The sequence below is a fragment of the Rhodocytophaga aerolata genome (assembly GCF_030503435.1).
Lineage (GTDB): Bacteria > Bacteroidota > Bacteroidia > Cytophagales > 172606-1 > Rhodocytophaga > Rhodocytophaga aerolata.
Genome location: NZ_JAUKPO010000002.1, coordinates 288615 through 311435, shown reverse-complemented (window position 1 = coordinate 311435; position 22821 = coordinate 288615). Strand labels below are relative to the sequence as shown.

At 42.5% G+C, this 22821-nt stretch carries 15 protein-coding genes; 7 read left to right on the top strand and 8 right to left on the bottom strand.

Going from position 1 to position 22821, the window contains the following annotated elements; translation table 11 throughout:
• Positions 1-26 precede the first annotated feature (26 nt).
• From Q0590_RS05700 to Q0590_RS05685, 4 genes are all read left to right on the top strand, one after another.
• Positions 27-2951, top strand: a complete 2925-nt coding sequence (locus tag Q0590_RS05700) for a M16 family metallopeptidase (protein WP_302036531.1) — start codon at positions 27-29, stop codon at positions 2949-2951.
• 263 nt (positions 2952-3214) lie between these two features.
• Positions 3215-6157 (top strand): M16 family metallopeptidase, encoded by a 2943-nt coding sequence (locus tag Q0590_RS05695; protein ID WP_366970314.1) that lies wholly within the window; start codon positions 3215-3217, stop codon positions 6155-6157.
• A 134-nt stretch (positions 6158-6291) separates the two neighbouring features.
• Entirely contained in the window at positions 6292-9699 is a 3408-nt protein-coding gene (locus tag Q0590_RS05690; RefSeq protein WP_302036780.1) for a methylmalonyl-CoA mutase family protein, read from the top strand.
• Positions 9700-9911: 212 nt separating this feature from the next.
• Positions 9912-10145, top strand: a complete 234-nt coding sequence (locus Q0590_RS05685) for a hypothetical protein (protein ID WP_302036529.1) — start codon at positions 9912-9914, stop codon at positions 10143-10145.
• A 314-nt stretch (positions 10146-10459) separates the two neighbouring features.
• On the opposite strand, the gene Q0590_RS05680 is transcribed toward Q0590_RS05685, so the two are convergent.
• Both Q0590_RS05680 and Q0590_RS05675 read right to left on the bottom strand, forming a co-directional pair.
• Positions 10460-11167 (bottom strand): MgtC/SapB family protein, encoded by a 708-nt coding sequence (locus Q0590_RS05680; RefSeq protein WP_302036528.1) that lies wholly within the window; start codon positions 11165-11167, stop codon positions 10460-10462.
• Positions 11168-11313: 146 nt separating this feature from the next.
• Positions 11314-13812: a glycosyltransferase family protein gene (locus tag Q0590_RS05675; RefSeq protein ID WP_302036527.1), complete on the bottom strand. Its 2499-nt coding sequence runs from the start codon at positions 13810-13812 to the stop codon at positions 11314-11316.
• Between the two features lie 74 nt (positions 13813-13886).
• Between Q0590_RS05675 and pfkA the strand changes: the two genes are divergently transcribed.
• Together pfkA and Q0590_RS05665 are read left to right on the top strand one after the other, a co-directional pair.
• Positions 13887-14855 carry a 6-phosphofructokinase gene (gene pfkA, locus Q0590_RS05670; protein ID WP_302036526.1) on the top strand — a complete coding sequence of 323 codons (969 nt, stop codon included), beginning with the start codon at positions 13887-13889 and terminating at the stop codon, positions 14853-14855.
• 142 nt (positions 14856-14997) lie between these two features.
• Complete coding sequence (locus Q0590_RS05665) at positions 14998-15486, top strand: LemA family protein (protein WP_302036525.1); 489 nt, start codon at positions 14998-15000, stop codon at positions 15484-15486.
• Between the two features lie 34 nt (positions 15487-15520).
• Here Q0590_RS05665 and Q0590_RS05660 read toward each other — a convergent pair whose 3' ends face one another.
• From Q0590_RS05660 to Q0590_RS05650, 3 genes are all read right to left on the bottom strand, one after another.
• Positions 15521-15967, bottom strand: coding sequence for a hypothetical protein (locus Q0590_RS05660; RefSeq protein WP_302036524.1), 447 nt, complete (start codon positions 15965-15967; stop codon positions 15521-15523).
• 28 nt (positions 15968-15995) lie between these two features.
• The gene (locus Q0590_RS05655) at positions 15996-16997 is read right to left on the bottom strand and encodes a sterol desaturase family protein (protein WP_302036523.1); all 1002 of its coding nucleotides are present in this window, start codon (positions 16995-16997) and stop codon (positions 15996-15998) included.
• A 245-nt stretch (positions 16998-17242) separates the two neighbouring features.
• On the bottom strand, positions 17243-19183 hold the full coding sequence (locus Q0590_RS05650) for a T9SS type A sorting domain-containing protein (protein WP_302036522.1): 1941 nt from the start codon (positions 19181-19183) through the stop codon (positions 17243-17245).
• 427 nt (positions 19184-19610) lie between these two features.
• Here Q0590_RS05650 and Q0590_RS05645 point away from each other — a divergent pair, with 427 nt between their 5' ends.
• Positions 19611-20180 (top strand): hypothetical protein, encoded by a 570-nt coding sequence (locus Q0590_RS05645; RefSeq protein WP_302036521.1) that lies wholly within the window; start codon positions 19611-19613, stop codon positions 20178-20180.
• Positions 20181-20292: 112 nt separating this feature from the next.
• Here the strand turns inward: Q0590_RS05645 and Q0590_RS05640 are convergent, their stop codons facing one another.
• The 3 genes from Q0590_RS05640 to Q0590_RS05630 form a co-directional block, all read right to left on the bottom strand.
• Complete coding sequence (locus tag Q0590_RS05640) at positions 20293-21015, bottom strand: 3-keto-disaccharide hydrolase (RefSeq protein WP_302036520.1); 723 nt, start codon at positions 21013-21015, stop codon at positions 20293-20295.
• Positions 21016-21040: 25 nt separating this feature from the next.
• Positions 21041-21901, bottom strand: a complete 861-nt coding sequence (hisG, locus tag Q0590_RS05635; RefSeq protein WP_302036519.1) for an ATP phosphoribosyltransferase — start codon at positions 21899-21901, stop codon at positions 21041-21043.
• 72 nt (positions 21902-21973) lie between these two features.
• Positions 21974-22702: a DUF3891 family protein gene (locus Q0590_RS05630; RefSeq protein WP_302036518.1), complete on the bottom strand. Its 729-nt coding sequence runs from the start codon at positions 22700-22702 to the stop codon at positions 21974-21976.
• Positions 22703-22821: the final 119 nt, after the last annotated feature.

The window sequence follows — 22821 nt, the reverse complement described above, 5'->3', positions numbered from 1 at the left end:
ATGCTACTTACTATTTAACTATACTAATGAAAAAACTAAACCTTACTGTATGGCTTTGTGTCTGTATATTTACCTGGGCACAGGCGCAGACCAAGCTAGTAGAAAAAGTAACCCGTAAAGGAAATGAACTCCTTATACCTTACGAAAAATATGTACTGCCCAATGGATTGACAGTAATTGTGCATGAAGACCATTCCGACCCGGTGGTACATGTAGATGTAACCTATCATGTAGGCTCTGCCCGGGAAGAAGTAGGCAAATCCGGCTTTGCTCATTTCTTTGAGCACATGATGTTTCAGGGCTCCGACCATGTGGCCGATGAAGAGCATTTTAAAATTGTAAGTGAGGCTGGTGGTACCTTGAATGGAACAACCAACCGCGACCGGACAAATTATTTTGAAACCCTTCCCAGCAACCAGCTGGAAACAGCTCTGTGGCTGGAAGCCGACCGCATGGGATTTCTGCTGGATGCCGTTACACAGAAAAAATTCGAGATTCAGCGGGCTACCGTAAAAAATGAACGTGGCCAGAATTACGACAACCGTCCATACGGATTGGTTTCGGAATATACGTCTAAACATTTGTATCCTTACGGCCATCCGTATTCCTGGCTTACCATTGGCTACCTGGAAGACCTGGACAGATCAAATTTAGATGATCTGAAGAATTTCTTTCTCCGCTGGTATGGCCCTAACAATGCTGTTTTAACCATAGGCGGCGATGTAAACACTAAAGATGTAATCAAACTGGTAGAGAAGTATTTTGGTCCTATTGCCAAAGGCCCGGAAGTAAAACCTACCAGACTTCCTGCACCAGTACTGGCGCAAGACCGCTATATTTCCTACGAAGACAATATCCGTTTTCCTATGCTGAGGATGGTTTACCCGGCTGTACCCAATTACCACCCCGATGAAGCGCCTCTGGATTTGTTAGCTGAAATTTTAGGCCAGGGGAAAAACTCTATTTTATATAAAAATTTAACCCTTACCCAGAAAGCTGTTCAGGCAAATGCTTCTAATCCGGCATCTGAACTAGCCGGTGAGTTTACTTTTACTATACTTCCTTATCCGGGCCAAACCTTAGATAGTATGGAAGCTATTATTCGCCAGTCCTTACTGGAATTTGAGAAACGTGGGGTAACAGATGATGACCTGAACCGCTTTAAGGCAAGCTATGAAGCAGGTACCATAAACTCTTTATCTGCAGTAGCTGGCAAGGTTTCGCAGTTAGCCCAGTATCAGACCTTTACCGGAGATCCTAATTATATGGTGAAGGATATGAAGCGGCACATGGCTATTACCAAAGAAGACGTAATGCGGGTGTATACCAAATACCTCAAAGGCAAAAAAGCCGTGATTTTGAGTGTATTGCCTAAAGGGCAGAACCTAACAGCTGCCGCACCTGATAACCACAAGATTTCTACAGACAATTACAATGCGCCGGAGTATGGATATGAAGGCTTAAAATATGCAAAAGCGAAAGATAATTTTGACCGTAGCAAGCGGCCTGCCCCAGGTAAAAACCCAGTAGTAGACGTACCTCCTTTCTGGACAGATACTTTTGAGAATGGAATAAAAGTGATAGGTGCCAAAAATAACGAGATTCCTACTGTTACTATGTTGTTTACCATAGAGGGTGGCCATAACTTATCAGCCTTTGATCCTTCTAAGGCAGGTATTGCTTCCCTTACCGCTTCGCTGATGAATGAAGATACTGAAACTTATACAGCCGAAGAGATGAGTAATCAGCTGGAAAAATTAGGCAGCAGCATATCTATCTCTTCCGGGCCGGAAAATACGGTTGTCGTAGTACAATCGCTGGTGAAAAACCTTGATGCTACCCTAAAGCTACTTGAAGAAAGATTGTACCGCCCTAAGTTTGCACAAGATGACTTCGAAAGATTGAAGAAGCAACAATTGGAAGGGATCGCTAACCAGAACACGCAGCCAACAGTTATTGCCAGCAAAGTATACAACAAACTGTTATTTGGCGAGAGTAGCATCCGGGCTGTACCCATGAGTGGCACTGAAACCACTGTAAAGAGCATTACACTGGACGATGTAAAGAATTTTTACAAGAGCTATTTCTCTCCAACCGTAACCAACCTGGTAATCGTAGGAGATATGGAGCAGAACCAGGTAATGCCTAAGCTGGCTTTCCTGAATAAATGGGAGAAAAAAGATGTGAAACTTCCAGAGTTAAGCCCTAACAAATCAATAGACAAAACCAAAATCTATCTGGTAGACAAAGAAAAAGCACCCCAGTCAGAAATACGGATGGGTTATGTAGCAATGCCATATGATGCAACGGAAGAATATTACAAATCCGGCATTATGAACTATATACTTGGCGGTGCTTTCAATAGCCGTATTAACTTGAACCTGCGCGAAGATAAAGGGTATACCTATGGAGCCAGATCATTTTTCTCAGGTACTAAGTTAGCAGGACCGTACACCGCATCTGCCGGGGTAAGAGGTAACGCTACAGATAGTGCCGTAGTAGAGTTTGTAAAAGAAATAACTAATTTCCGCAACAGCGGCATTACGCAGGAGGAACTTGCCTTCACTAAAAATTCCATCGGCCAGAGAGATGCCCTAAACTATGAAACAGGCTACGACAAGGCAAGCTTCCTTAGCCGCATCATCCAATATAACCTGGATAAAGATTTTGTGAAAAAGCAGAATGAAATCCTGAAAAATATCACGAAAGAGGAAATAGATGCATTAGCAAAAAAACACTTGCCTATCGAAAAAATGAATATTCTGGTAGTGGGAGATAAAGCATCGGTGAAACCAGGGCTGGAAAAACTAGGCTATGAAGTAGTAGAACTGGATTTTGAAGGCAACCTAATTACTCCGCAAGTAGCTCCTGCACCTGCCGAGCCAGCTTCGGAAGCGCCTGCCGGAGCCGCCTCTCCAGCCACAGAAAAGAAGAAAAAGAAGAAATCGTAAGCAGTAAGCTATTCATCCATAAAAAAAGCCGCTCATCCAGCGGCTTTTTTCTTTTTACCAGAACTATTCATTTTAAAAATACACACTTTTTTTATAAACCGTTAGTAATGAGCGGCTTAGTATGCTTAATTTATTGCCTGCTAGTATACAATAGTCCCAAGCTAAAAAGATTTAAACGCTTCATCATATTTCCTGTGTATCAGATAATTAAATTATTTATATTCAGAAAGTATTCAAACTTCCATCCCTAAATCTCAATGCTTATGAAAAAGAACCTTCAGCTAGTAGGTATACTAAGCTTGCTGTCTATCACTATGGCTTTCGGCCAGACGAAACTGGTAGAAAAAGTAACGAAGAAAGGCAATGAACTGGTGATCCCTTACGAGAAATACGTATTACCCAACGGATTAAAATTAGTTATTCACGAAGACCACTCCGATCCAGTAGTGCATGTAGATGTTACCTATCACGTAGGCTCTGCCCGGGAAGAGGTAGGCAAATCCGGTTTTGCCCATTTCTTTGAGCACATGATGTTTCAAGGCTCCGACCATGTGGCCGATGAAGAGCATTTTAAAATTGTTACTGAGTCGGGTGGTTCGCTGAATGGGTCCACCAACAACGACCGGACAAACTATTATGAAACCGTACCCAACAACCAGCTGGAACTGATGTTATGGCTGGAAGCCGACCGTATGGGTTTCTTTCTGGATGCGGTTACGCAGAAAAAATTCGAGATTCAGCGGGCTACCGTAAAAAATGAACGTGGACAAGGCGTAGATAATGCACCTTATGGGCCAATATGGGAGAATCTTTCCAGAACCTTGTATCCCTATAACCATCCCTACGCCTGGCCGGTAATTGGCTACCTGGAAGACCTGGACCGGGCAGATGTCAATGATTTGAAACGGTTCTTTCTCCGCTGGTATGGCCCTAATAATGCTACTTTAACAGTGGGCGGCGATGTAAAGCCACAAGAAGTTGTACGCATGGTAGAGAAATATTTTGGCAGTATACCCAAAGGCCCTGCGGTAGCCAAAGATAAGCAAGCGCCTATTGTTCTCAATGAAGACCGGTACATATCCTATGTAGATAACAATGCACCTTTTCCGGCACTGGTGTTTGATTTTCCAACCGTACCTTCCGGGCACCCAGATGAGCCTGCCTTGAGTTGCCTGGCCGATATTATAGGCGAAGGTAAAAGTTCTTTTCTGTATCAGAAATTCGTTAAAACCCAGAAAGCTATCCAGTCAAGCATTTTTAACAACAACAATGAACTGGCCGGAGAAATTATCATGTTTGTATTGCCCTTTCCCGGAAAATCGCTGGCAGAGTTTGAAACTGAAATGAGAGAGGCCCTGGTAGAATTTGAGAAAGCCGGTGTAACAGACGAAAACATACAGAAATTCAAAGCCAAGTATGAAGCCAATAAAATTAAACAGCTGGAAAGTGTCGGCGGAAAAGTATCTACCCTGGCGTATTATGAAACTTTCAGAGACAATCCTAACTACCTGATGCAGGAATTAAAAGCGTACAGGGCTGTTACTAAAGCCGATGTACTGCGGGTATATAATCAGTACATGAAAGGTAAAAAAGCTGTTGTGCTGAGTGTGCTTACTAAAGACCAATCCGGGAATGTAATTGCAGCCGCAAAGCCAGATAATTATAAGGTACCCAAGCAAGAATACAAATCGGTAAACGATCCTAATGAAAGTTTAACCTATGTAAAAGGAAAAGATACCTTCGACCGCAGCAAAAGACCCGGTTCCGGGGCTAATCCAGTAGTAAATGTGCCGGAGTTCTGGACGGATAAGTTCAGCAATGGTATGAAAGTAATAGGCTCCCGCAACGACGAACTACCCATGGTATATCTGCAGTTAACTATTAATGGTGGCCATATGCTTTCTGCCAGCGAACCTCAAAAAGCTGGGATAGCCTCCTTAACGGCTAAACTGCTAGGCGAATCCACTAAGAAATATACCGCCGAACAGATGAATGATGAACTGGATAAACTGGGTAGCACGATATATACCTATGCCAGTAAAACCGGAACAACCATTGGTGTACAATCACTGGTAAAAAACCTGGATGCTACACTTGCCTTTATGCAAGAAAAGCTATTCAATCCTAAATTCTCTCAGGAGGATTTTGAACGGATAAAAAGGCAACAGTTGGAAAGTATTAAGGGAGAAGAAAATGTTCCTTCCAGTATAGCAGATAATGTGTATTATAAAACCGTTTATGGTAAAAGCCACATATTTGGCGTACCAACAGAAGGTACCATGGAAACAGTAGGAGCCATTACCCTGGAAGATGTGCAGAAGTTCTACGCCAGTTATTATTCTCCCTCTGTTTCTGAATTGGTTATTGTAGGCGACATTACCAAAGAAGCTGCGCTTGCCAAATTAGATTTTCTGAAAAACTGGTCTGCTAAAGAAGTACAAATGCCTACGTTAGCTGCTTCTGCACCGGTAGAAAAAGCCAAAATTTATCTGGTAGATAAAAAACAAGCTCCACAGTCTGAAATACGGGTAGGTTACTTAACCAATATTCCCTTTGATGCGACTGGTGAATATTACCGGATGGGACTGATGAATTTTTCGCTGGGCGGATCTTTTAACAGCCGTATCAACCTGAACCTGCGGGAAGACAAAGGGTATACCTATGGTTCCTGGTCTTACTTTGATAGTTCAAAAATTCCTGGGCCTTATACCGTCTCAGCTGGTGTAAAAGCCAATACTACCGATAGTTCTGTAGTAGAAATAGTAAAAGAACTTACCAATTTTAACAAAAGCGGTATTACAGATGATGAGCTTGTTTTTACCAAAAACTCTATAGGCCAGGTGCAAGCGTTGAAGTATGAAACGCTAGGCCAGAAAGCAGGCTTCTTATCTAACATTATTAAGTACGATCTGGATAAAGATTTTGTGAAGCAGCAGAACGAGATTCTGAAAAACATGACTAAAGAGGAAATTAATAGTTTAGCCGGGAAACATCTGCCAATGGACAAAATGGCTATTGCTGTTGTAGGAGATAAAGAACTAGTAAAGCCAGGACTAGAGAGATTAGGGTTTGAAATAATAGAACTGGATACTAACGGTGAACCAGTACCAGTAGTAACGGCTCCGGCACCTTCAACCCAGCCTGCTCTTGAAGCACCAGCTGGCGCTGCCTCCCCGGCCACCGAAAAGAAGAAGAAAAAGAAATAGCAGATACGATCCTATTACCTAGTACAAAAGCCGCTTTCCAGAGCGGCTTTTGTATTCTTACCCAGCTTCTCTATTCTCTCCAAGTTTTCCCTCAAAAAGTGCTACCTTTGCATGACCAACACTTCAGTCAACCGATGCAAACCACGCAACTACACGCTTACAAACCTACTCACCATATACGTATTGTTACCGCTGCGTCACTCTTTGATGGCCATGATGCTGCCATCAATATTATGCGGCGTATCTTACAAGCCTCCGGCGCAGAGGTAATTCACCTGGGGCACAACCGTTCAGTAGCTGAAATTGTAGACTGTGCAATACAGGAAGATGTTCAAGGCATTGCTATTACTTCTTACCAAGGCGGCCATGTAGAATTTTTTAAATATATGTATGACCTGCTGCGCGAGAAAGGCGCTGGCCACATAAAAATTTTCGGCGGCGGGGGCGGCACCATCCTTCCATCCGAAATAGAAGAACTACATGCCTATGGCATCAACCGGATTTATTCTCCGGACGATGGCCGGGAGATGGGTTTGCAAGGAATGATCAATGACTTATTGCAGCAATGTGATTTTCCTACCAAAACCCCTCCACTCAATGGAGAAGTACACCATCTACCTGAAAAAGATCCGAAAGTGATTGGGTCTCTTATTTCCATGGTAGAAAATTATCCGGAAGAAACCCGCCAGTTACACGCAGCACTAGCCAGTTTTATTCAGGAAAAGAAGATTCCTGTATTAGGGATTACCGGCACTGGTGGGTCTGGCAAATCTTCTCTGGTAGATGAACTGGTACGGCGGTATCTGCTGGACTTCCCGGAAAAAACCATTGCCATTATTTCTGTAGACCCTTCTAAACGCAAAACCGGAGGAGCTTTACTTGGCGACCGCATCCGCATGAACAGCATTCATAATCCTCGGGTGTACATGCGGTCACTGGCTACGCGGCAGTCCAACCTGGCGTTGAGCAGGTATGTGCAGGAATCCATAGATATTTGCAAGGCAGCCGGCTATGATTTTATTATTGTGGAAACATCAGGCATTGGGCAGTCAGATACGGAAATTACGGAACATTCCGATGTGTCTTTGTATGTGATGACCAGTGAATACGGTGCCGCTACCCAGCTGGAAAAAATTGACATGCTTGATTTTGCCGATGTAATTGCCATTAACAAATTCGATAAGCGAGGCTCCCTGGATGCCCTGCGGGATGTACGCAAACAATATAAACGCAACCATAATTTATGGGAAGTAGCCGATGAAAATCTGCCGGTATTTGGTACCATTGCCTCCCAGTTTAATGATGCAGGCACCAATATCTTATACCGGAAATTGATGCAGAAGATAGGTGAAAAAACAGAACAATCTGGCTGGAGTACGGGAAAATTAGCTGCAACAATTGTACAATCGCCTGCATCCACCTATATTATTCCGCCAGACAGGGTACGCTATCTGGCAGAAATTGCTGAAAATAGTGTAGCTTATCAGCAGTTTGTGCAAGAACAATGCACGATAGCCAGGCAACTTTTTGGGCTGAAAGACACCCTTACTTTGCTAAAGAACCGTGCGGGAGAAACAGGGGTAGCAAATGAGAGTATAACTAAAGAACTTGAAGCTATTTACGAAAATGTAGAAGCCAAGCTGCATTTTGAATGCCGTGATCTACTTAAGAACTGGGAAGAAACTAAAAAACGCTACACCTCCAAAAAATACCAGTACCGGGTTCGGGATAAGGTAATCGAGCAAGATTTATATACTGAATCCTTATCGCATCTGCGGATTCCAAAAGTGAGCCTACCAAAATATGAAAACTGGGGGGATATACTGAAATGGTTACTTACAGAGAATGTGCCGGGCGAATTTCCCTATGCAGCAGGTGTGTTCCCACTGAAGCGTGAAGGAGAAGACCCTACCCGTATGTTTGCTGGTGAAGGCGGCCCCGAACGTACCAACCGCCGCTTTCACTATGTATCCAACGGATTGCCAGCCAAGCGTCTTTCCACAGCTTTCGATTCTGTTACTTTATATGGCGAAAATCCCGACCATCGGCCTGATATTTATGGCAAAATTGGGAATTCAGGCGTAAGCATTGCTACCTTGGATGATGCCAAAAAACTCTATTCCGGCTTCGACTTATCGCATCCGGCCACTTCTGTTTCCATGACGATTAATGGACCTGCACCCATGCTCCTGGGTTTTTTTATGAATGCAGCCATAGATCAGCAATGCGAAAAATACATCCGCCAACATGGGTTAGAGCAAGAAACAGAAGAAAAAATAAATGCCATTTATGAAGAAAAAAACCTGCCACGCCCGTCTTACCAGGGTGGCCTGCCTGTAGGGAACGATGGATTAGGGTTGCTACTGCTGGGTGTTACCGGTGACCAGGTATTGCCTACAGATGTCTACCAAAAAATAAAGGCCAATACCCTAAAAGCTGTGCGGGGCACCGTGCAGGCAGATATCCTTAAAGAAGACCAAGCGCAGAACACCTGTATTTTCTCCACTGAGTTTGCCCTCCGCATGATGGGCGATATTCAGCAATATTTCATAGATAAGGCTGTCCGCAACTTTTATTCAGTATCTATCTCTGGCTACCACATAGCCGAAGCGGGTGCTAATCCGGTAACACAATTGGCATTTACGCTGGCAAATGGCTTTACTTTTGTAGAATATTACCTCTCACGGGGCATGCACATCGACGACTTTGCCCCTAATTTGTCTTTCTTTTTCTCTAACGGAACCGATCCGGAGTATTCTGTAATAGGCCGCGTTGCCAGGCGGATATGGGCTAAAGCCATGAAATACAAATACAAAGGCAACGACCGGTCGCAAAAGTTAAAGTATCATATTCAAACATCTGGCCGTTCGCTGCATGCCCAGGAAATTGCTTTTAATGATATTCGTACTACTCTACAAGCCTTGTATGCCATTTACGACAATTGCAATTCGCTGCATACCAATGCCTATGATGAAGCCATTACAACTCCTACCGAAGAATCTGTCCGGCGGGCCATGGCCATTCAGCTAATTATTAATAAGGAGTTGGGACTGGCTAAAAATGAAAATCCGCTACAAGGTTCTTTTATCATCGAAGAACTAACAGACCTAGTAGAAGAGGCTGTTTTAAATGAATTTAAGAGCATTTCAGAGAGGGGAGGTGTGCTAGGGGCTATGGAGCGGATGTATCAGCGGTCTAAAATTCAGGAAGAGTCCTTATACTATGAAACGTTAAAACACAACGGTGCGCTACCCATTGTGGGGGTCAATACCTTCCTGGACCCCAAAGGCTCGCCTACGATTATTCCAGCGGAGGTTATCCGTTCTACTAGTGAGGAGAAGGAATATGCCATCCGTTCGCTTCAGGCTTTTCACCAGAGGAATGCACAGGTATCTGGCCAGGCGCTACAAGCCTTGCAGCATACAGCTGTTCACAACGGAAATATTTTTGAACAATTAATGGAAACAAGTAAAGTGTGTTCGTTGGGCCAGATATCACAAGCTTTATATGAAGTAGGTGGCCAGTACCGCAGAAATATGTAACCAGCCTTTTGGTGTATATTTATATAGATAACAGTCGCATGTAATAATGCAAGGGGTTTTATTCTTTTATTATATATTAAATAATGTGTAGTTTAGCACTTTCAAATCTTAACATTTATTTAATATTTCCAAGAAGTGGCTTTGTACCATGTACAAACAGGAAATACAAAAACCGGCTATTTCGATTAACCAATAAAGCAAATTAAACACCCATGAAAACAGAAGTACTTTTTGAAGAAGCGAACTTTGAAATTGGTTATAATTCAGAAACGAAAGTATTACACGTTAGCTGGAAAGGCGAACAAAACGTACATTCCATGAAGAGAGGCTGCGAAAAAATTGTAGAATTTATGAAAGCCAGAGACTGTATAAAAGTAGTAAACGACAATACGCATACGAACCGGCCCTGGGAATCAGTAGATGAATTTGTGGCAGTACATATCTAAGAAAAATCAAAGTTTGAGAATATGTCCGGAATTGTAAAAAATACAGTTCCGGACATATTTGTTTTTTAGCTTGCCTGTATTAGTCAGCTACATGTTTATATAAACATATCTTTTCCAGGAAACTGCGGATGCATTCATCTGCAAACCCTAGCTGATTTTCTTCCGGAAGTTATGCCCTTCATCAGTAATCAACAAATTCCAGAGAATGCCTTTGTTAGTGCGAACTATCTCTCCCATTAGCTTTGATTCACTGGCAGACACCTACCTGAAAATTTATATATAGTTGAATGCAAGCAAATTTGACGCATCAGCTTCTAAAAATCTTGCCCCAAATGAATCTGGGTAACGTGGTTAATAGTGTTAAGTTCCTTGTATAACTGCTTCAGGTCGGTTTTGTCAGGAAACTGTATAACCAATTTCATCTTGCTGCGTTTTTTGTCTCTCGACTGTAATATATTAAGGGATACAGTTTTTATACGGAACCTGCTAAGGGTTGCAAAAACAGCATCGGTCTCTATACGGGCTGTGTTAAAATGGATCTGCAGTTCTTTGTAATGGAAATCGGTAAAGTATTTCTTCTCTACTTTAGTAAGGAACGTAAGCACAAACAAGATAAAACCAGTGCCTATAAGGGCTGCTGAATAAATGCCTGCACCTACACTTAGGCCAATAGCGGCCACTACCCATATAGTAGCGGCTGTTGTAAGCCCTTTAATGTTTACGCCCAATCTGAAAATAGCCCCGGCCCCCAGAAAACCAATACCAGATACTACCTGAGCTGCTATACGGCCAGGATCGCCGTTCTGAAAATTCTGAAAAGTCTGAGGTATGTAAATAGACGTAATCATTAATAAAGTAGATCCCATACAAATAAGTATGTGCGTACGTAACCCGGCAGGTTGCCGGCGGCTTTCGCGTTCCCAACCAATAAAGCCACCCAGCAGCATACTCAAAAATAAGCGGATAGTGATTTGCAGAGAATTAATATATGTCTGGCTGAACAGATTTTCTAACCACTCCATGGAACAGTTTCTAGGTAAAAAATAACAATGTGCGGAAGATAGTATACGTACCAGCACAGGGGAGTGTTATGGATATATTATAGAAGAGGCACAGGTTATAGCTGTGCTTCTATAAAAGTTTAGCAATAACCAAATGGACTGCAAAATCAGCTTTGTTGGTTTCCTTTCTTGCGTGATTCCAGAAAGAAAGCAGCAGCTACTCCGCCAAATAACAAAATAGAACTGATTAAGGCAATGGTTTCTCCCTGATGATAGGTTTTGGGTTCAAAGCGGAACTCTATTTTATGCTTTCCGGCAGGTACTACCATGGCCCGCAGAATATAGTTTGCCCGGAAGTGCTGTACTGGTTGCCCATCAATATATGCTTGCCAGTCGGTATTGCCGCGGTAAAATATTTCAGAGAACACAGCTACTTGAGGGCTGGCGGTGTTGGATTCATAGGTCAGATAATCGGGTTCATAGTTGGTTAGGCGTATGGAGGCGCTGCTGTCTGGCGAAATAGTCAGGCCATTTAATAAACTCTGGTACCGTTGATCAATAATAGCGGTATTTGCCGGATTAAAATTCCGGATAGCCTGTAATTCCGCATTGGCATTAGGTACTAGTTTATATTCATCTACAAACCAGGCATTGCCCAAGGCCGATGTATTGGTAATTACTCCTTGTGAAGAAGGAGCCAGAATGAAGTATTTCGTATTCAGCATATTCAGCACAGATAATCCTTGAAGCATCTGGGGCGTATAGCTTTGCTGCTGCTGAAGTTGTACAGCAAAATTCTGGATTTGCTGGAGCATTACACTATCCAGTACTTCCTGATAACGCTTCATCTTAGCCCCATGATAACCGCCTACCGACAGATGGAACCTGGAAGCAGTGGCACTGTTAACGGTTCCGCTAATCCCATCAGTCAGGTCAATAACCCGGTAGATACTTTTATCCTGGTTAATCAATAGATCGGCTTCTGAAGCCTGTACCTGCTCTTGTGCGCGGCGTTTTACGACAAAATCATCATTATTTAAGTACCGTTTGCTTACGGTGAACATATCTATAAATACTAGTACCAGCAAGCCTGCATACAAAACAGTAATCTTTATTTTGTTTTGCACATATGCCCAAAGTAAAGCTACTGTACCTAGTATGAAGAAAACCGCCCGGAAGGCATCTCGCTGAAAGAACGACTTGCGGTCGTCGCGAAGAGCTTCGGTAAGCCATGCTGGGTACTGTGATAGTGCGTCGGAAGCTCCGGCGAAATCAAAGAAAGCACCTGCGAACAGGCCGAGTAATAAAGCTAACCCTGCCGTAAGCCCGGCACTAATGGCAAGAGGTTTCTTTAAATAGTGCCAGGTGAGTTTTTCTTGAACAATCTCACGTACCGCCATTATAGCTAGTACACAAAGGAATATTTGCACCACCGCAATAACCATGGTTACGGCCCTGAATTTATTATACCCAGGCAACAAATCGAAAATCAGGTAGTTGAATGCAGCAAAGTTTTTGCCCCAGGTAAAGAGGATAAAAAGTACTGTTACGGCCAATATCCACCATTTGACCGGACTTTTTACAATAAACAAGCCTAATACGAACAAGAAGATAATGATAGCTCCCGCATAGGCAGGCCCGCCGGTAAAAGGCTGATCGCCCCAGTATAAAGGTACCTGAGAAGAATATTGTACGGCCTGGTTAGGTGCTATACCGTTAGATACCAAGGCTTTATAAAAGCCGGAAGAAGTGCTAACCTCGCCTTGGGTAGCTCCGCCATAGAAGTTAGGAATAAGCAAGGTGAATGTTTCGGCAATGCCATAACTCCATCTGAACGCATATTCTTTATCCAAACCCTTTTCTCCATCTTTTGAAGGCTGTGTTAATTCAGAATTACCCCGTATACTTTCCTGGGAATATTCATAGGTAGTGAGTATTCTGGAAGCATGCGAACCTATACTAAGTACTACTGCTAACGCCAGCACAGCTGAAGCTATGCCAAACTGGGCAAGTTTTTTTTCCCGGATAGCAAAATAGAGCCTATATAAGCCGTATAAGCCTAAGGCAAGAAATAAATAATAGGTAATTTGTACGTGGTTGCCATATAGTTGTAGTGCAAGGAACAAGGCCGTAAGAGCACCGCCTAGTAAATATTTGCCCCGGTAAGCTAATATAACACCAGCTATAATTGGAGGCGAATAAGCAATGGCAATTACTTTAGAACTATGTCCGGCTTCTATGTTAATAAGATTAGCAGAACAAAAAGCAAAGGCAACAGCACCTATTGTTGCCAGCCAGACATTAAAATTTAAACTTATCAGCAGAATATAGAAGCCAATTAGCGAGATTAGCAGTAAATTTGCGGGCTCAGGGAGAATATTGGTTACTAAACGGCCAATGGCGGTACTCCAGCTATTCGGATAGTCGGTGCCAATCAGGTAAGCAGGCATGCCGCCAAACATCGTGTTGGTCCACAAAGGCCAGCGTCCGGTTTTGTCATGGAAATCAGCAACTTCTCTGGCAGCCGCCTTGGCCTGCACAATATCATTCTGCATGAGTATTTTGCCTTGAAGTACCGGAGGGAAATAAATGAAGGTAACGGCAATAAATATAAGTAAAATGATAATATGAGGCAGAAATGTTTGCAGGCGGCTTTTGTTTTCCATAAAATTGTAATAAGCAAAATAGTATCAGGCAAATATACGCATAACGGTAACACTTATTTAAAAAATACATACACATGAAAAAAGTTGCAATCTTTACTTCTGGTGGCGATGCCCCGGGAATGAATGCCTGTATACGCGCGGCAGTACGGGGAGCTATTTATTATGGGATGGAGATTTTCGGCATTAAACATGGCTACGATGGAATGATCAGAGGAGAGATTTCACCAATGAAATCATATTCAGTAAGCAATATCATTCAAAAGGGAGGTACCATCTTAAAGTCTGCCCGCAGTACAGAATTCAGAACCAAAGAGGGAAGAGCAAAGGCTTATGAGCAACTGAAACAATATGAAATAGAAGGCCTGGTAGCTATTGGTGGAAATGGAACATTCACCGGTGCACAGATTTTCTTTGAAGAATATGGAATACCGACAGTGGGTGCGCCCGGTACTATAGACAACGACTTATATGGCACCGATTATACCATAGGTTATGATACAGCTGTAAATACGGCCTTGGATGCCATAGATAAAATACGGGATACCGCCGATTCGCACGACCGTATCTTTTTTATTGAAGTAATGGGACGCGACTCTGGCTATATTGCCATACAATCAGGTATTGCCGGTGGAGCAGAACTAGTAATGGTACCGGAAACATTTACGCCACTGGAAGAAGTAATAGAAACCCTGAAACAAGGCTGGACCCGTTCTAAAACTTCCTCTATTATTATTGTGGCAGAAGGGGAAGAGGGGGGAGCAACTGAAATAGGAAGTAAGATTAAAAATATTTTCTCAACGGCTGACATTCGTATTACCAATCTGGGACATATTCAGCGGGGTGGTGCACCCACCGCCTTCGACCGTATATTGGCTAGCCGCCTGGGTTTAGGTGCTTTGGAAGGATTAATCAACGGGCAGAAATGTGTTATGGCCGGTGTGGTCAATAATCAGTTAGTGTATACGCCATTCAGGGATACCATTACCAAACTCAAACCTATCAGTGACGATCTGATCCGGATGGTGCGGATTTTAAGTGTCTGATACGTAAGCTACCAATGGAAAGAGGAAGTAGAATATCGCAAATTCTGTTAGTAAAGCTGTTTGGGTAGATTTTAGATAGGTACCGCATCCCTTCCCTATATGCTCCATGCCCTTTGCTTTGAATCTTAAATTTTGATTGCTTATGGGAATGATACCAGTGGTGCTGGCAATAGCCGGATTTGTACTTTTATGGATCATTGTAAACTACAACAGCCTTTCTACCAGACGTACTAACATCGCTTCGCTACAGGTAGCTAGAGATCAGCTACTGGCTTCTTATGTGCGTATGTCTAAAGAATTGTCTGCCCTGTTGCTGATCTATAAGAAGGAAATGCCTGTTTACCTGGTAGAACTAGCCAATGACCCAAGCCAGAAAATAAATGCATCAAAGCTTAGTAGCTCAATTAAACAGCTTACCTTGCAAGCAAACGGACATACGCCAGAGTTGCAGAATAACCCAGATTATCAGGAATTACTCAGCTCTGCCGAGCTAACAGCTACTAAACTAATAAAGAACCAGCAGCGGTTGGAAACAGAAATAAAGGCGTATAATCAGCAGGCTACCAGAATGCCTTACCGGATTGTGGCTCAATTGTTTGGCTTTAAAAGAATAAACTCACTGGTAAGGTAGAGCACCAAGGCAGGGTTATACAGTTGCCAACTACTTATTTTCTATCCTTCGTTTCAATAAACAGGATGCCATTCGCTGCTTTCTGTCCATAATCTTCCATTCCTTGCTCAGCAGGTATATATCTTATGCTTTCTATCTCAGTCTCTTTTAGTCTGCGTAGGATTCTGGCTTTTTGTTTGCCTTCTATCCTTTGCCCATTTAAAAAGTGCAGGTATGTTGTGTCTCTAAAGTTAAATGTGTAAGCGGAGGCACTAAGCCTGTAAGGCCTCCCTTTCGCAAATGCCGGAAAATCTCCTATTTCATTTAACCGGATTGGAATGGATACACTATCTGCGGTTAGCATGTATATTACAGAATCAGTCGGGTGCTGAGCCGAATCAGTAGCTTTTTGATGTGTTGAGGCAACTTTAGTACAGCACACGAAGCTTGTTACACTTATAGCAGCCATCCAAACCAGGCTACCCCTACTATTTATCTTCATAAGCTTTCGTAATTAGCTTAGCAAGTACCTATTTATTAGAAGCTACGGCCTCCTTTTTATCCTTTACCGCAGTTTGTAACTGAATTTTTCCAGATTTAGCATGTTGCGCTTTTCTCTCGGCTATCATAGCCCGCTGCATCTGCCGCACAGTTAGCGTAGAGCCATCGGGACTCCAACCGGGAGGGCCAAATACATACATGAATGCCTGATACAAATTTTTAGATTTCTTTACATCAAGCCAGATATCTTTAAACTCATGGGTTAAGACCACTACCGGATTGTAAGAATTAGGTGCATGCACTACGCCAAATTTGATATCAATTTTCTCATCCAATTCTACCCATGTACCAAATAATTTGTCGAACATATTCAGGAATCCACCATGGTTTTTATCCAGGTACTCCAGGTTTTGTGCATGATGTACCTGATGCATAGTATGGGTATTCATAAACTTTTCTATGAAGCCCATTTTAGGTACATATTTAGTATGTAATTGAAACTGCCACAACGACTCTATGGCCAGGCAAATAATTACCATCGAGGGATGAAAGCCAATAGCAGGCAACCACATATAAAACAGCGGTTTGTACATTAACGTAAACCAGCCATTCCTTAACCCGGTACCTAAATTAAAATTATTGGAAGAATGATGAACAATATGTGCAGCCCACAAAATACGGACAGTGTGGTTTAACCGGTGGAACCAGTAATAGGTGAAATCGTCCAGAAACTGGCAGATAAGCCAGGTATACCAGGCCCATCCAAACGATTCGTAGCCCATTATGTTGGTCCGGACACCATTTACCAGGGGGTTGAATGCTTCATAAACGACGTTAAAAATAAAGGCCGAAGAAATAACCTTAATGAGCGGTGTTATGATTACAGCACCTAAACCCATGGCACTGCTTACGGCTAAATCTTTCCATTCATACAACCTGTCGTCGTCGTGGGTTTTGCTATAAACTAACTCTAATAAAATGAAGGCTACAAAACAAGGTACTCCGTACACTAATGGGTTGGTAATGTCCATTGTTTAAATCGGGTTAGAAAAGGCAAAATACTTATTCTCGCAAATTACTATAATTACCCCTGATTTTCCAGCTATTTTCTCTCTTATTACGAAAAACTTGTAAATCGTCTAACTCAATATTGCTTATGCCTTTATAACCTGATTGCTAACTGCCGCTAATAGCTTGCATGGGCAAACTACCGGCCTGAGTTGCCTGTGGTTTTATAAGTAAATAGCAAGATAAGGTTAATAAAAAGTACCTAGTGTTATTGAACTACTACTTTTTTTCTAGTAATGCCTGCTTGGTTTTGCAGCGTTACAATATATATACCTTTCTTTAATGCAGGAATATGCTCTAGCAAGTTGATTCGGCTAGCTGTATGCGCAGCTATTGGTTTTTCAAAAATGGTATGGCCTACCATATCTGTCAGGCTAACCAATCCTTCGGCTTGTATATCCAGAGAATTTACTTCTATATTTAGTTGTGAACCATCGGTAGGATTAGGGAAAACCACAAAGTCTTGCGAATGCTGTTGGGTAATTTGTATGCTAATTGTTTTTGAATAACTTACTTTGCCATCATAGTCGGTTTGTTTTAACCGGTAGTAGGTTAACCCATTTGGTGCGTCTGTATCAGTTGAAGTGTAATTCCGTACTTCTTTGCTATTGCCTGCACCTGGTACCTGCAAAATAGGTGTAAATGTTTGTCCATTCATAGACCGCTCTACCGTAAAAGAAGCATTGTTTGATTCAGAAGCTGTGCTCCAGGCAAGAGCTACTGTTCTATCTGAAATAACCTGGGCTTTGAAGAATAACAGATTTACAGGTAATGCCACAATCCCATTGACCTTCATCATCCAAAAATCGTCGGCTCCTTTGTTGGAAGAGGTTTTGGTGCCGCTAACCGGAGAGGCTGAGAATCCGGCTAAAAGCAATCCATTGTCGGTTGTTTCGAGAATATCTGTTAAATAATCGCTGGAAGAGCCACCAAACGTAGCATCAAAATCTTTGCTTCCATCTGAAAAAAGTTTGACAAGCCAGAAATCTGCTGAGCCAAAACCTGGTTCGCTTTTGTCACCTTCCTTTGCAGACAACGACCAGCCACCAAGCCAGTACCCACCATCTGTACTTTGTTTCAGCGACATTAATTCATCGGCAGCAGAACCACCGTAGGTTTTTTGCCATACCATCGATCCGGATGTATTCAATTTGGTTACGAAATATTGTTTGTTTTTTGCATAGCCACGCAAAGGGTCATCAGTTACAGTAGTACCTCCCACTACAAATCCATCAGAGGTTTCAATAACCGAAGCTAATATGTCCTGATCCGGGCCACCCAACGTAACATCCCATTGTTTGGTTCTGGCCGCATTTAGTTTGACAATCCATATATCAGACGTACTGCCAGTACCAATGTTACCAGCTGCTTTATCGCCTCCGGTAGTAGAGAAACTTCTGCCGGCTATTAAGTAGCCTCCATCAGTTGTCTGAATACCAGTTACTGCTCCTCCACTCTGGCCTGTTCCTTCAAAACTTGGCCCGCCAATACGCCGGTCCCATGCCACCATACCAGAAGAATTTAAATGAATAAGCCTGTAATCGTAACTTCCCCGGGATGTGGTACTACCCAGGTCTCCGGTACTATGTGTAGAGTTCGTATATCCGGCAATCAAAAAATTTCCGCCAGAAAGCTGAACAATAGAGGAGGCATAGTCTTCTCTGTCTCCTCCTAGCCTTCTTTCCCAGATAATAGATTTTCCATCGCCAGATAGCTTAATTACCCATATATCTGTAGAGCCACCTTTAGAAGGTAAGGAAATGTGTCCGCTGGCTGTAACTGCATCCGTGTATCCGATAATAACAAAACCTCCATTTACCAGATCTTCGGTTACATCCGCTACAAATTCATTGTCAGCACTTCCTAACAGGCGGCTCCACAACATTTGCCCGTTTGCATTTGTTTTTACTACCCAGTAATCATACTTGCCTTGTATAGGACCACTAACATCTGTATTGGCTGTATTTACCATGCCAACAAGCAGGTATCCGCCGTCACTTGTTTTAATGGTTCGTATAAGATAATCTCCCTCATTACTTCCTAATGTAATATCACCTTTGGGTACCATAATCTGGCCATACACGTTTGGCAGACCCGGTAGTAAGACAAAAAGTAACAAAAAGTACAAGCAAAGCTGGTTGGGTTTCATACTGTAAACACGTTTATTAAGGTTCTATCAGGAATTACCGCTTTTATTAATTGAAAGAATCTTACACGGGATATATACAGACAGCCTTTAAAAGGTTACCACCTGGCAAATCAGCCTTGGCTTTGGACTCAGCTATGGGATGGGAATAAATAGAGGGGCTTTGGTAATGGTAGGCACTAAGTAGAATGAATTTCAAAATCTTTACTAACAGATCAAACTGTAATTCTCTGGCCTGATACTGGGTATACCTCAATGAATAAACACTTGTCTGACTAAATTTTATAAGATTGGTATTTGTGCCAATACTTTATTAATTTGCTCAGCAGGCATTTATTAATCTGCCTTAGTATAATCAGTAGTAATTTGTAATTCTGACATTATTTTTTCATTTAATTAGCCTAGCACAACTTATCCATTTACACATTTTATGGCCACCAGAAAACTAAAAACAATCTCTATCAAAGGTAAAGAGTATGTAGAAGTAAAAGAACGCATTTTGTACTTAGCCAACCAGGACGATTTTGATTATTCTATTGAAACTGATTACCAGTACTTTGAATCACGCAAAATGTGGGTAGTGAAAGCCAAGCTTACCATGTACAAAGATGATAAACAATATGTGTATACCGGGTTAGCCCAAGAGCTGGAGTCTGATAATTACCGGGAAGTAAATTACTCATCGGCTCTGGAAAATGCAGAGACTTCGGCTGTAGGCAGGGCTTGTGCTATGGCAGGTATCGGGGTTATAGATAGTATTGCCAGCGCAGATGAAATAAGTAAATCGCAGAACAGGCAACCCGCCCAGGCGGCAACCGAACAGCCCGCTGCCCCTGCTGTAGAAGATACCCGCCCCTGGTTATCAGACAAACAGCTGGAAGCCGTAGTAAACCGGATAAAAGGCGGAGATAAAGAAGTGTATCAGAAAACCTTAGACGCATTTAAGGTAAATAAAAAACACCGGGAAGAGCTTTCTCAGGCAATGAAGGCAGAAGCTTAGGTAAAATCTTTATAAAATCGAAAAATTGAAAAACCCTGCCAGATTATTCCACCTGGCAGGGTTTTTCATATATGCTTTAAAGAAACGTTCATGTCTAGGCTTGATATGTATTCTATAAGGGCTTTATCTTAATATTCCGGTACCATGCTTGGCTACCCCAATCTTGTATTCCGATGCGTCCGGTAAATTTGCCTTGGCTAATGGGAGCTTCTTTCAGGCCACTTTTGGCTAAAGCTTCTTTCCATGCCTGGCTGTCCAACCGTATTTCGTGGATCTGAAATCCATTCAGAAATATATTTAAGCGGCCTTTCTGAAATACTACGTGTGTCTGGTTCCATTCACCTACCGATTTTACCTCCCGTAGCCTGGAACTGGCAATTCCGAATAGGTCGCCTGCCCGGCGGTTGTTATCTGGGCCTTCACCAAAAATGGCATTGTCTGTAACTTGTATTTCTAAGCCAGTATTGTGTGCATTCTCATACTTGGGACTTTCTGTAACAAATAAAAACACGCCACTATTCGCCAAACGGGTAATTTTCCAGTCAAACTTTAGTTCAAAGTCTCCGGTAAATACGTCATCAGTTACGATATCTCCGCCTCCCTGCGTTTTATTTCCTGCTCTCTCCGGTACATGTAGTAATAACGCATCTCCTTCAACTTTCCAGGCTGGGCCAATCCCTTTTTTTCCATAGGTATGCCAGCCAATAAGGCTTTTTCCATCAAACAATAGTTTCCAGCCTTCCTTTTTTTCCTGTCCAGATAATGTATTGGCAACCTGGGCCTGCGTGCCCAATGCTACTATAAAGCAAATGATACATAGACAAAGGTTTTTCATAAAGCAGCTAGGGCTAGTTTATTTGCTATATAATCATTTTTTCGATAGGTACCACAAGAATTCCTTGGGCTCCGGCTTCCCGCAGGTTTTCAATAATTTGCCAGAATTCATTTTCGTTGATCACAGAATGAATCGAGCTCCAGCCTTCCATAGCCAGGGGCACCACGGTGGGGCTTTTCATGCCTGGCAATACATCTATTATCTTAGGAATAGCATGGTTGGGTGCATTCAGTAGTATATATTTATTGTTTTTGGCTGCCTGCACGGCTTTAATCCTGAACAGCAGCTGATCCAGTATTTTCTGCTTAGCAGCTGATAAGGTATTGCTGCTGATTAAAACAGCTTCCGAACGGAAAATAACTTCTACTTCCTTCAACCCATTACTCATTAATGTGCTGCCGGAACTGACAATATCACATATGGCATCGGCTAGGCCAATGCTGGGAGCTATTTCTACTGATCCGCTGATTTCATGAATAGCTGCCTCAATTCCCTCCTGCTGCAAATAGGTAGACAAGATACGTGGATAGGAGGTAGCTATATTTTTGTTATGAAACATTTGCAGTCCTGTATATTCTACCGTCCGGGGTACTGCTAAAGATAAGCGGCATTTGGAAAACCCTAGTTTATGTACCGTATGTACCGGTTTATTTGTCTCTACAGATACATTTTCGCCTACAATCCCTATGTCTGCCACGCCGTCAGCTACATAACCCGGTATGTCGTCGTCACGTAGGAAAAGGAACTCTGCCGGAAAATTGTCTGAATCGGATTTTAACTTACCAGTACCATTGTTGAATTGAATGCCACACTCTTTAATCAGTTTTAATGAATCTTCACTTAACCTGCCAGATTTTTGTATGGCAATCCGGATTTTCTCTTCCATGAACATTTATAATTCGTAATAAAGCTTATGCTGCTGCAAAGGTAGAGGATTTATTTGATATAACCTGTTCCCCTACGCCTTGCTTAGCAGCCATGCTTTGTCCTTAATGGCAGATTTTTTTAAGGTAGCCAATAACTCCTGGTCGTTTTTAAAGCTCAATTGATTAAGGTAAGTAGCTTCTATAGATAGCTCAAACCTATCTTCTTCAAAAGGCCAGGGTTTTACTATTACTGTTTTATCGCCTTGCTGCATTACTTCGTACTTTGTGCCATCGGGCCCAGTGCTTACTTCCAGCAATCTTTCTCCGGCAGGCAGTTCATTTCTGCATAAGATGAGGGAGAAACGGTCGCACCACTGCATCAGCGCATAGGCACTTTTTACTTCCTGCTGGCTAACTTTCAGCGATTTCCTCCATTGTTCCTGGTGCTGTTTCTGTTCATCCAGAAATGAATCCAGTTCTTTTTCTTTGCCCCGCATACTCTCATATAAAAAAGACATGTGCATAGAAATAAGCAGTGCTATCCATTGTCCTTTATGCTGCGAGAGTTCAGTTATGCGTTTCAACTGCACCATGTTGAAGCGTTTATGGATAAAATCCAGGGGGGCACCTGCTTCATTGATGTGGTTTGTTCCTGTCCAGTCTTCCTGGCCGTCGTCGTGTTCGGCAGTTGCCAGCAAAGTTTCTATCCATCGATGCGGCCGCTGGTCTTTGCGCCATTGGCTGGCTATTTTCATAGCTAATAATCCGTGTGCCCGCTGGTGAATTACTTCCCACCCTTTTGGGTCTGTATTGACAATCATAAAAAAATAGTCTGTGATAATAGGTAAATCAATCGTTGTTGTTAGAGAACTGTGTAGTAGGCAATTTGTTAGGTGTTAACAATGGATAAAAGCTATAGTAACAAAAAAGACGCAGCATA

What these genes read in the sequence shown, in the direction of transcription:
- Q0590_RS05630 (WP_302036518.1), bottom strand. Translation starts at nt 22,702, where the DNA reads ATGATTGTCAATACAGACCCAAAAGGGTGGGAAGTAATTCACCAGCGG.
- Q0590_RS05650 (WP_302036522.1), bottom strand. Translation starts at nt 19,183, where the DNA reads ATGAAACCCAACCAGCTTTGCTTGTACTTTTTGTTACTTTTTGTCTTA.
- Q0590_RS05685 (WP_302036529.1), top strand. Translation starts at nt 9,912, where the DNA reads ATGAAAACAGAAGTACTTTTTGAAGAAGCGAACTTTGAAATTGGTTAT.
- Q0590_RS05655 (WP_302036523.1), bottom strand. Translation starts at nt 16,997, where the DNA reads ATGGACATTACCAACCCATTAGTGTACGGAGTACCTTGTTTTGTAGCC.
- pfkA (WP_302036526.1), top strand. Translation starts at nt 13,887, where the DNA reads ATGAAAAAAGTTGCAATCTTTACTTCTGGTGGCGATGCCCCGGGAATG.
- Q0590_RS05645 (WP_302036521.1), top strand. Translation starts at nt 19,611, where the DNA reads ATGGCCACCAGAAAACTAAAAACAATCTCTATCAAAGGTAAAGAGTAT.
- Q0590_RS05640 (WP_302036520.1), bottom strand. Translation starts at nt 21,015, where the DNA reads ATGAAAAACCTTTGTCTATGTATCATTTGCTTTATAGTAGCATTGGGC.
- Q0590_RS05675 (WP_302036527.1), bottom strand. Translation starts at nt 13,812, where the DNA reads ATGGAAAACAAAAGCCGCCTGCAAACATTTCTGCCTCATATTATCATT.
- Q0590_RS05695 (WP_366970314.1), top strand. Translation starts at nt 3,215, where the DNA reads ATGAAAAAGAACCTTCAGCTAGTAGGTATACTAAGCTTGCTGTCTATC.
- hisG (WP_302036519.1), bottom strand. Translation starts at nt 21,901, where the DNA reads ATGGAAGAGAAAATCCGGATTGCCATACAAAAATCTGGCAGGTTAAGT.
- Q0590_RS05700 (WP_302036531.1), top strand. Translation starts at nt 27, where the DNA reads ATGAAAAAACTAAACCTTACTGTATGGCTTTGTGTCTGTATATTTACC.
- Q0590_RS05665 (WP_302036525.1), top strand. Translation starts at nt 14,998, where the DNA reads ATGGGAATGATACCAGTGGTGCTGGCAATAGCCGGATTTGTACTTTTA.
- Q0590_RS05660 (WP_302036524.1), bottom strand. Translation starts at nt 15,967, where the DNA reads ATGAAGATAAATAGTAGGGGTAGCCTGGTTTGGATGGCTGCTATAAGT.
- Q0590_RS05690 (WP_302036780.1), top strand. Translation starts at nt 6,292, where the DNA reads ATGCAAACCACGCAACTACACGCTTACAAACCTACTCACCATATACGT.
- Q0590_RS05680 (WP_302036528.1), bottom strand. Translation starts at nt 11,167, where the DNA reads ATGGAGTGGTTAGAAAATCTGTTCAGCCAGACATATATTAATTCTCTG.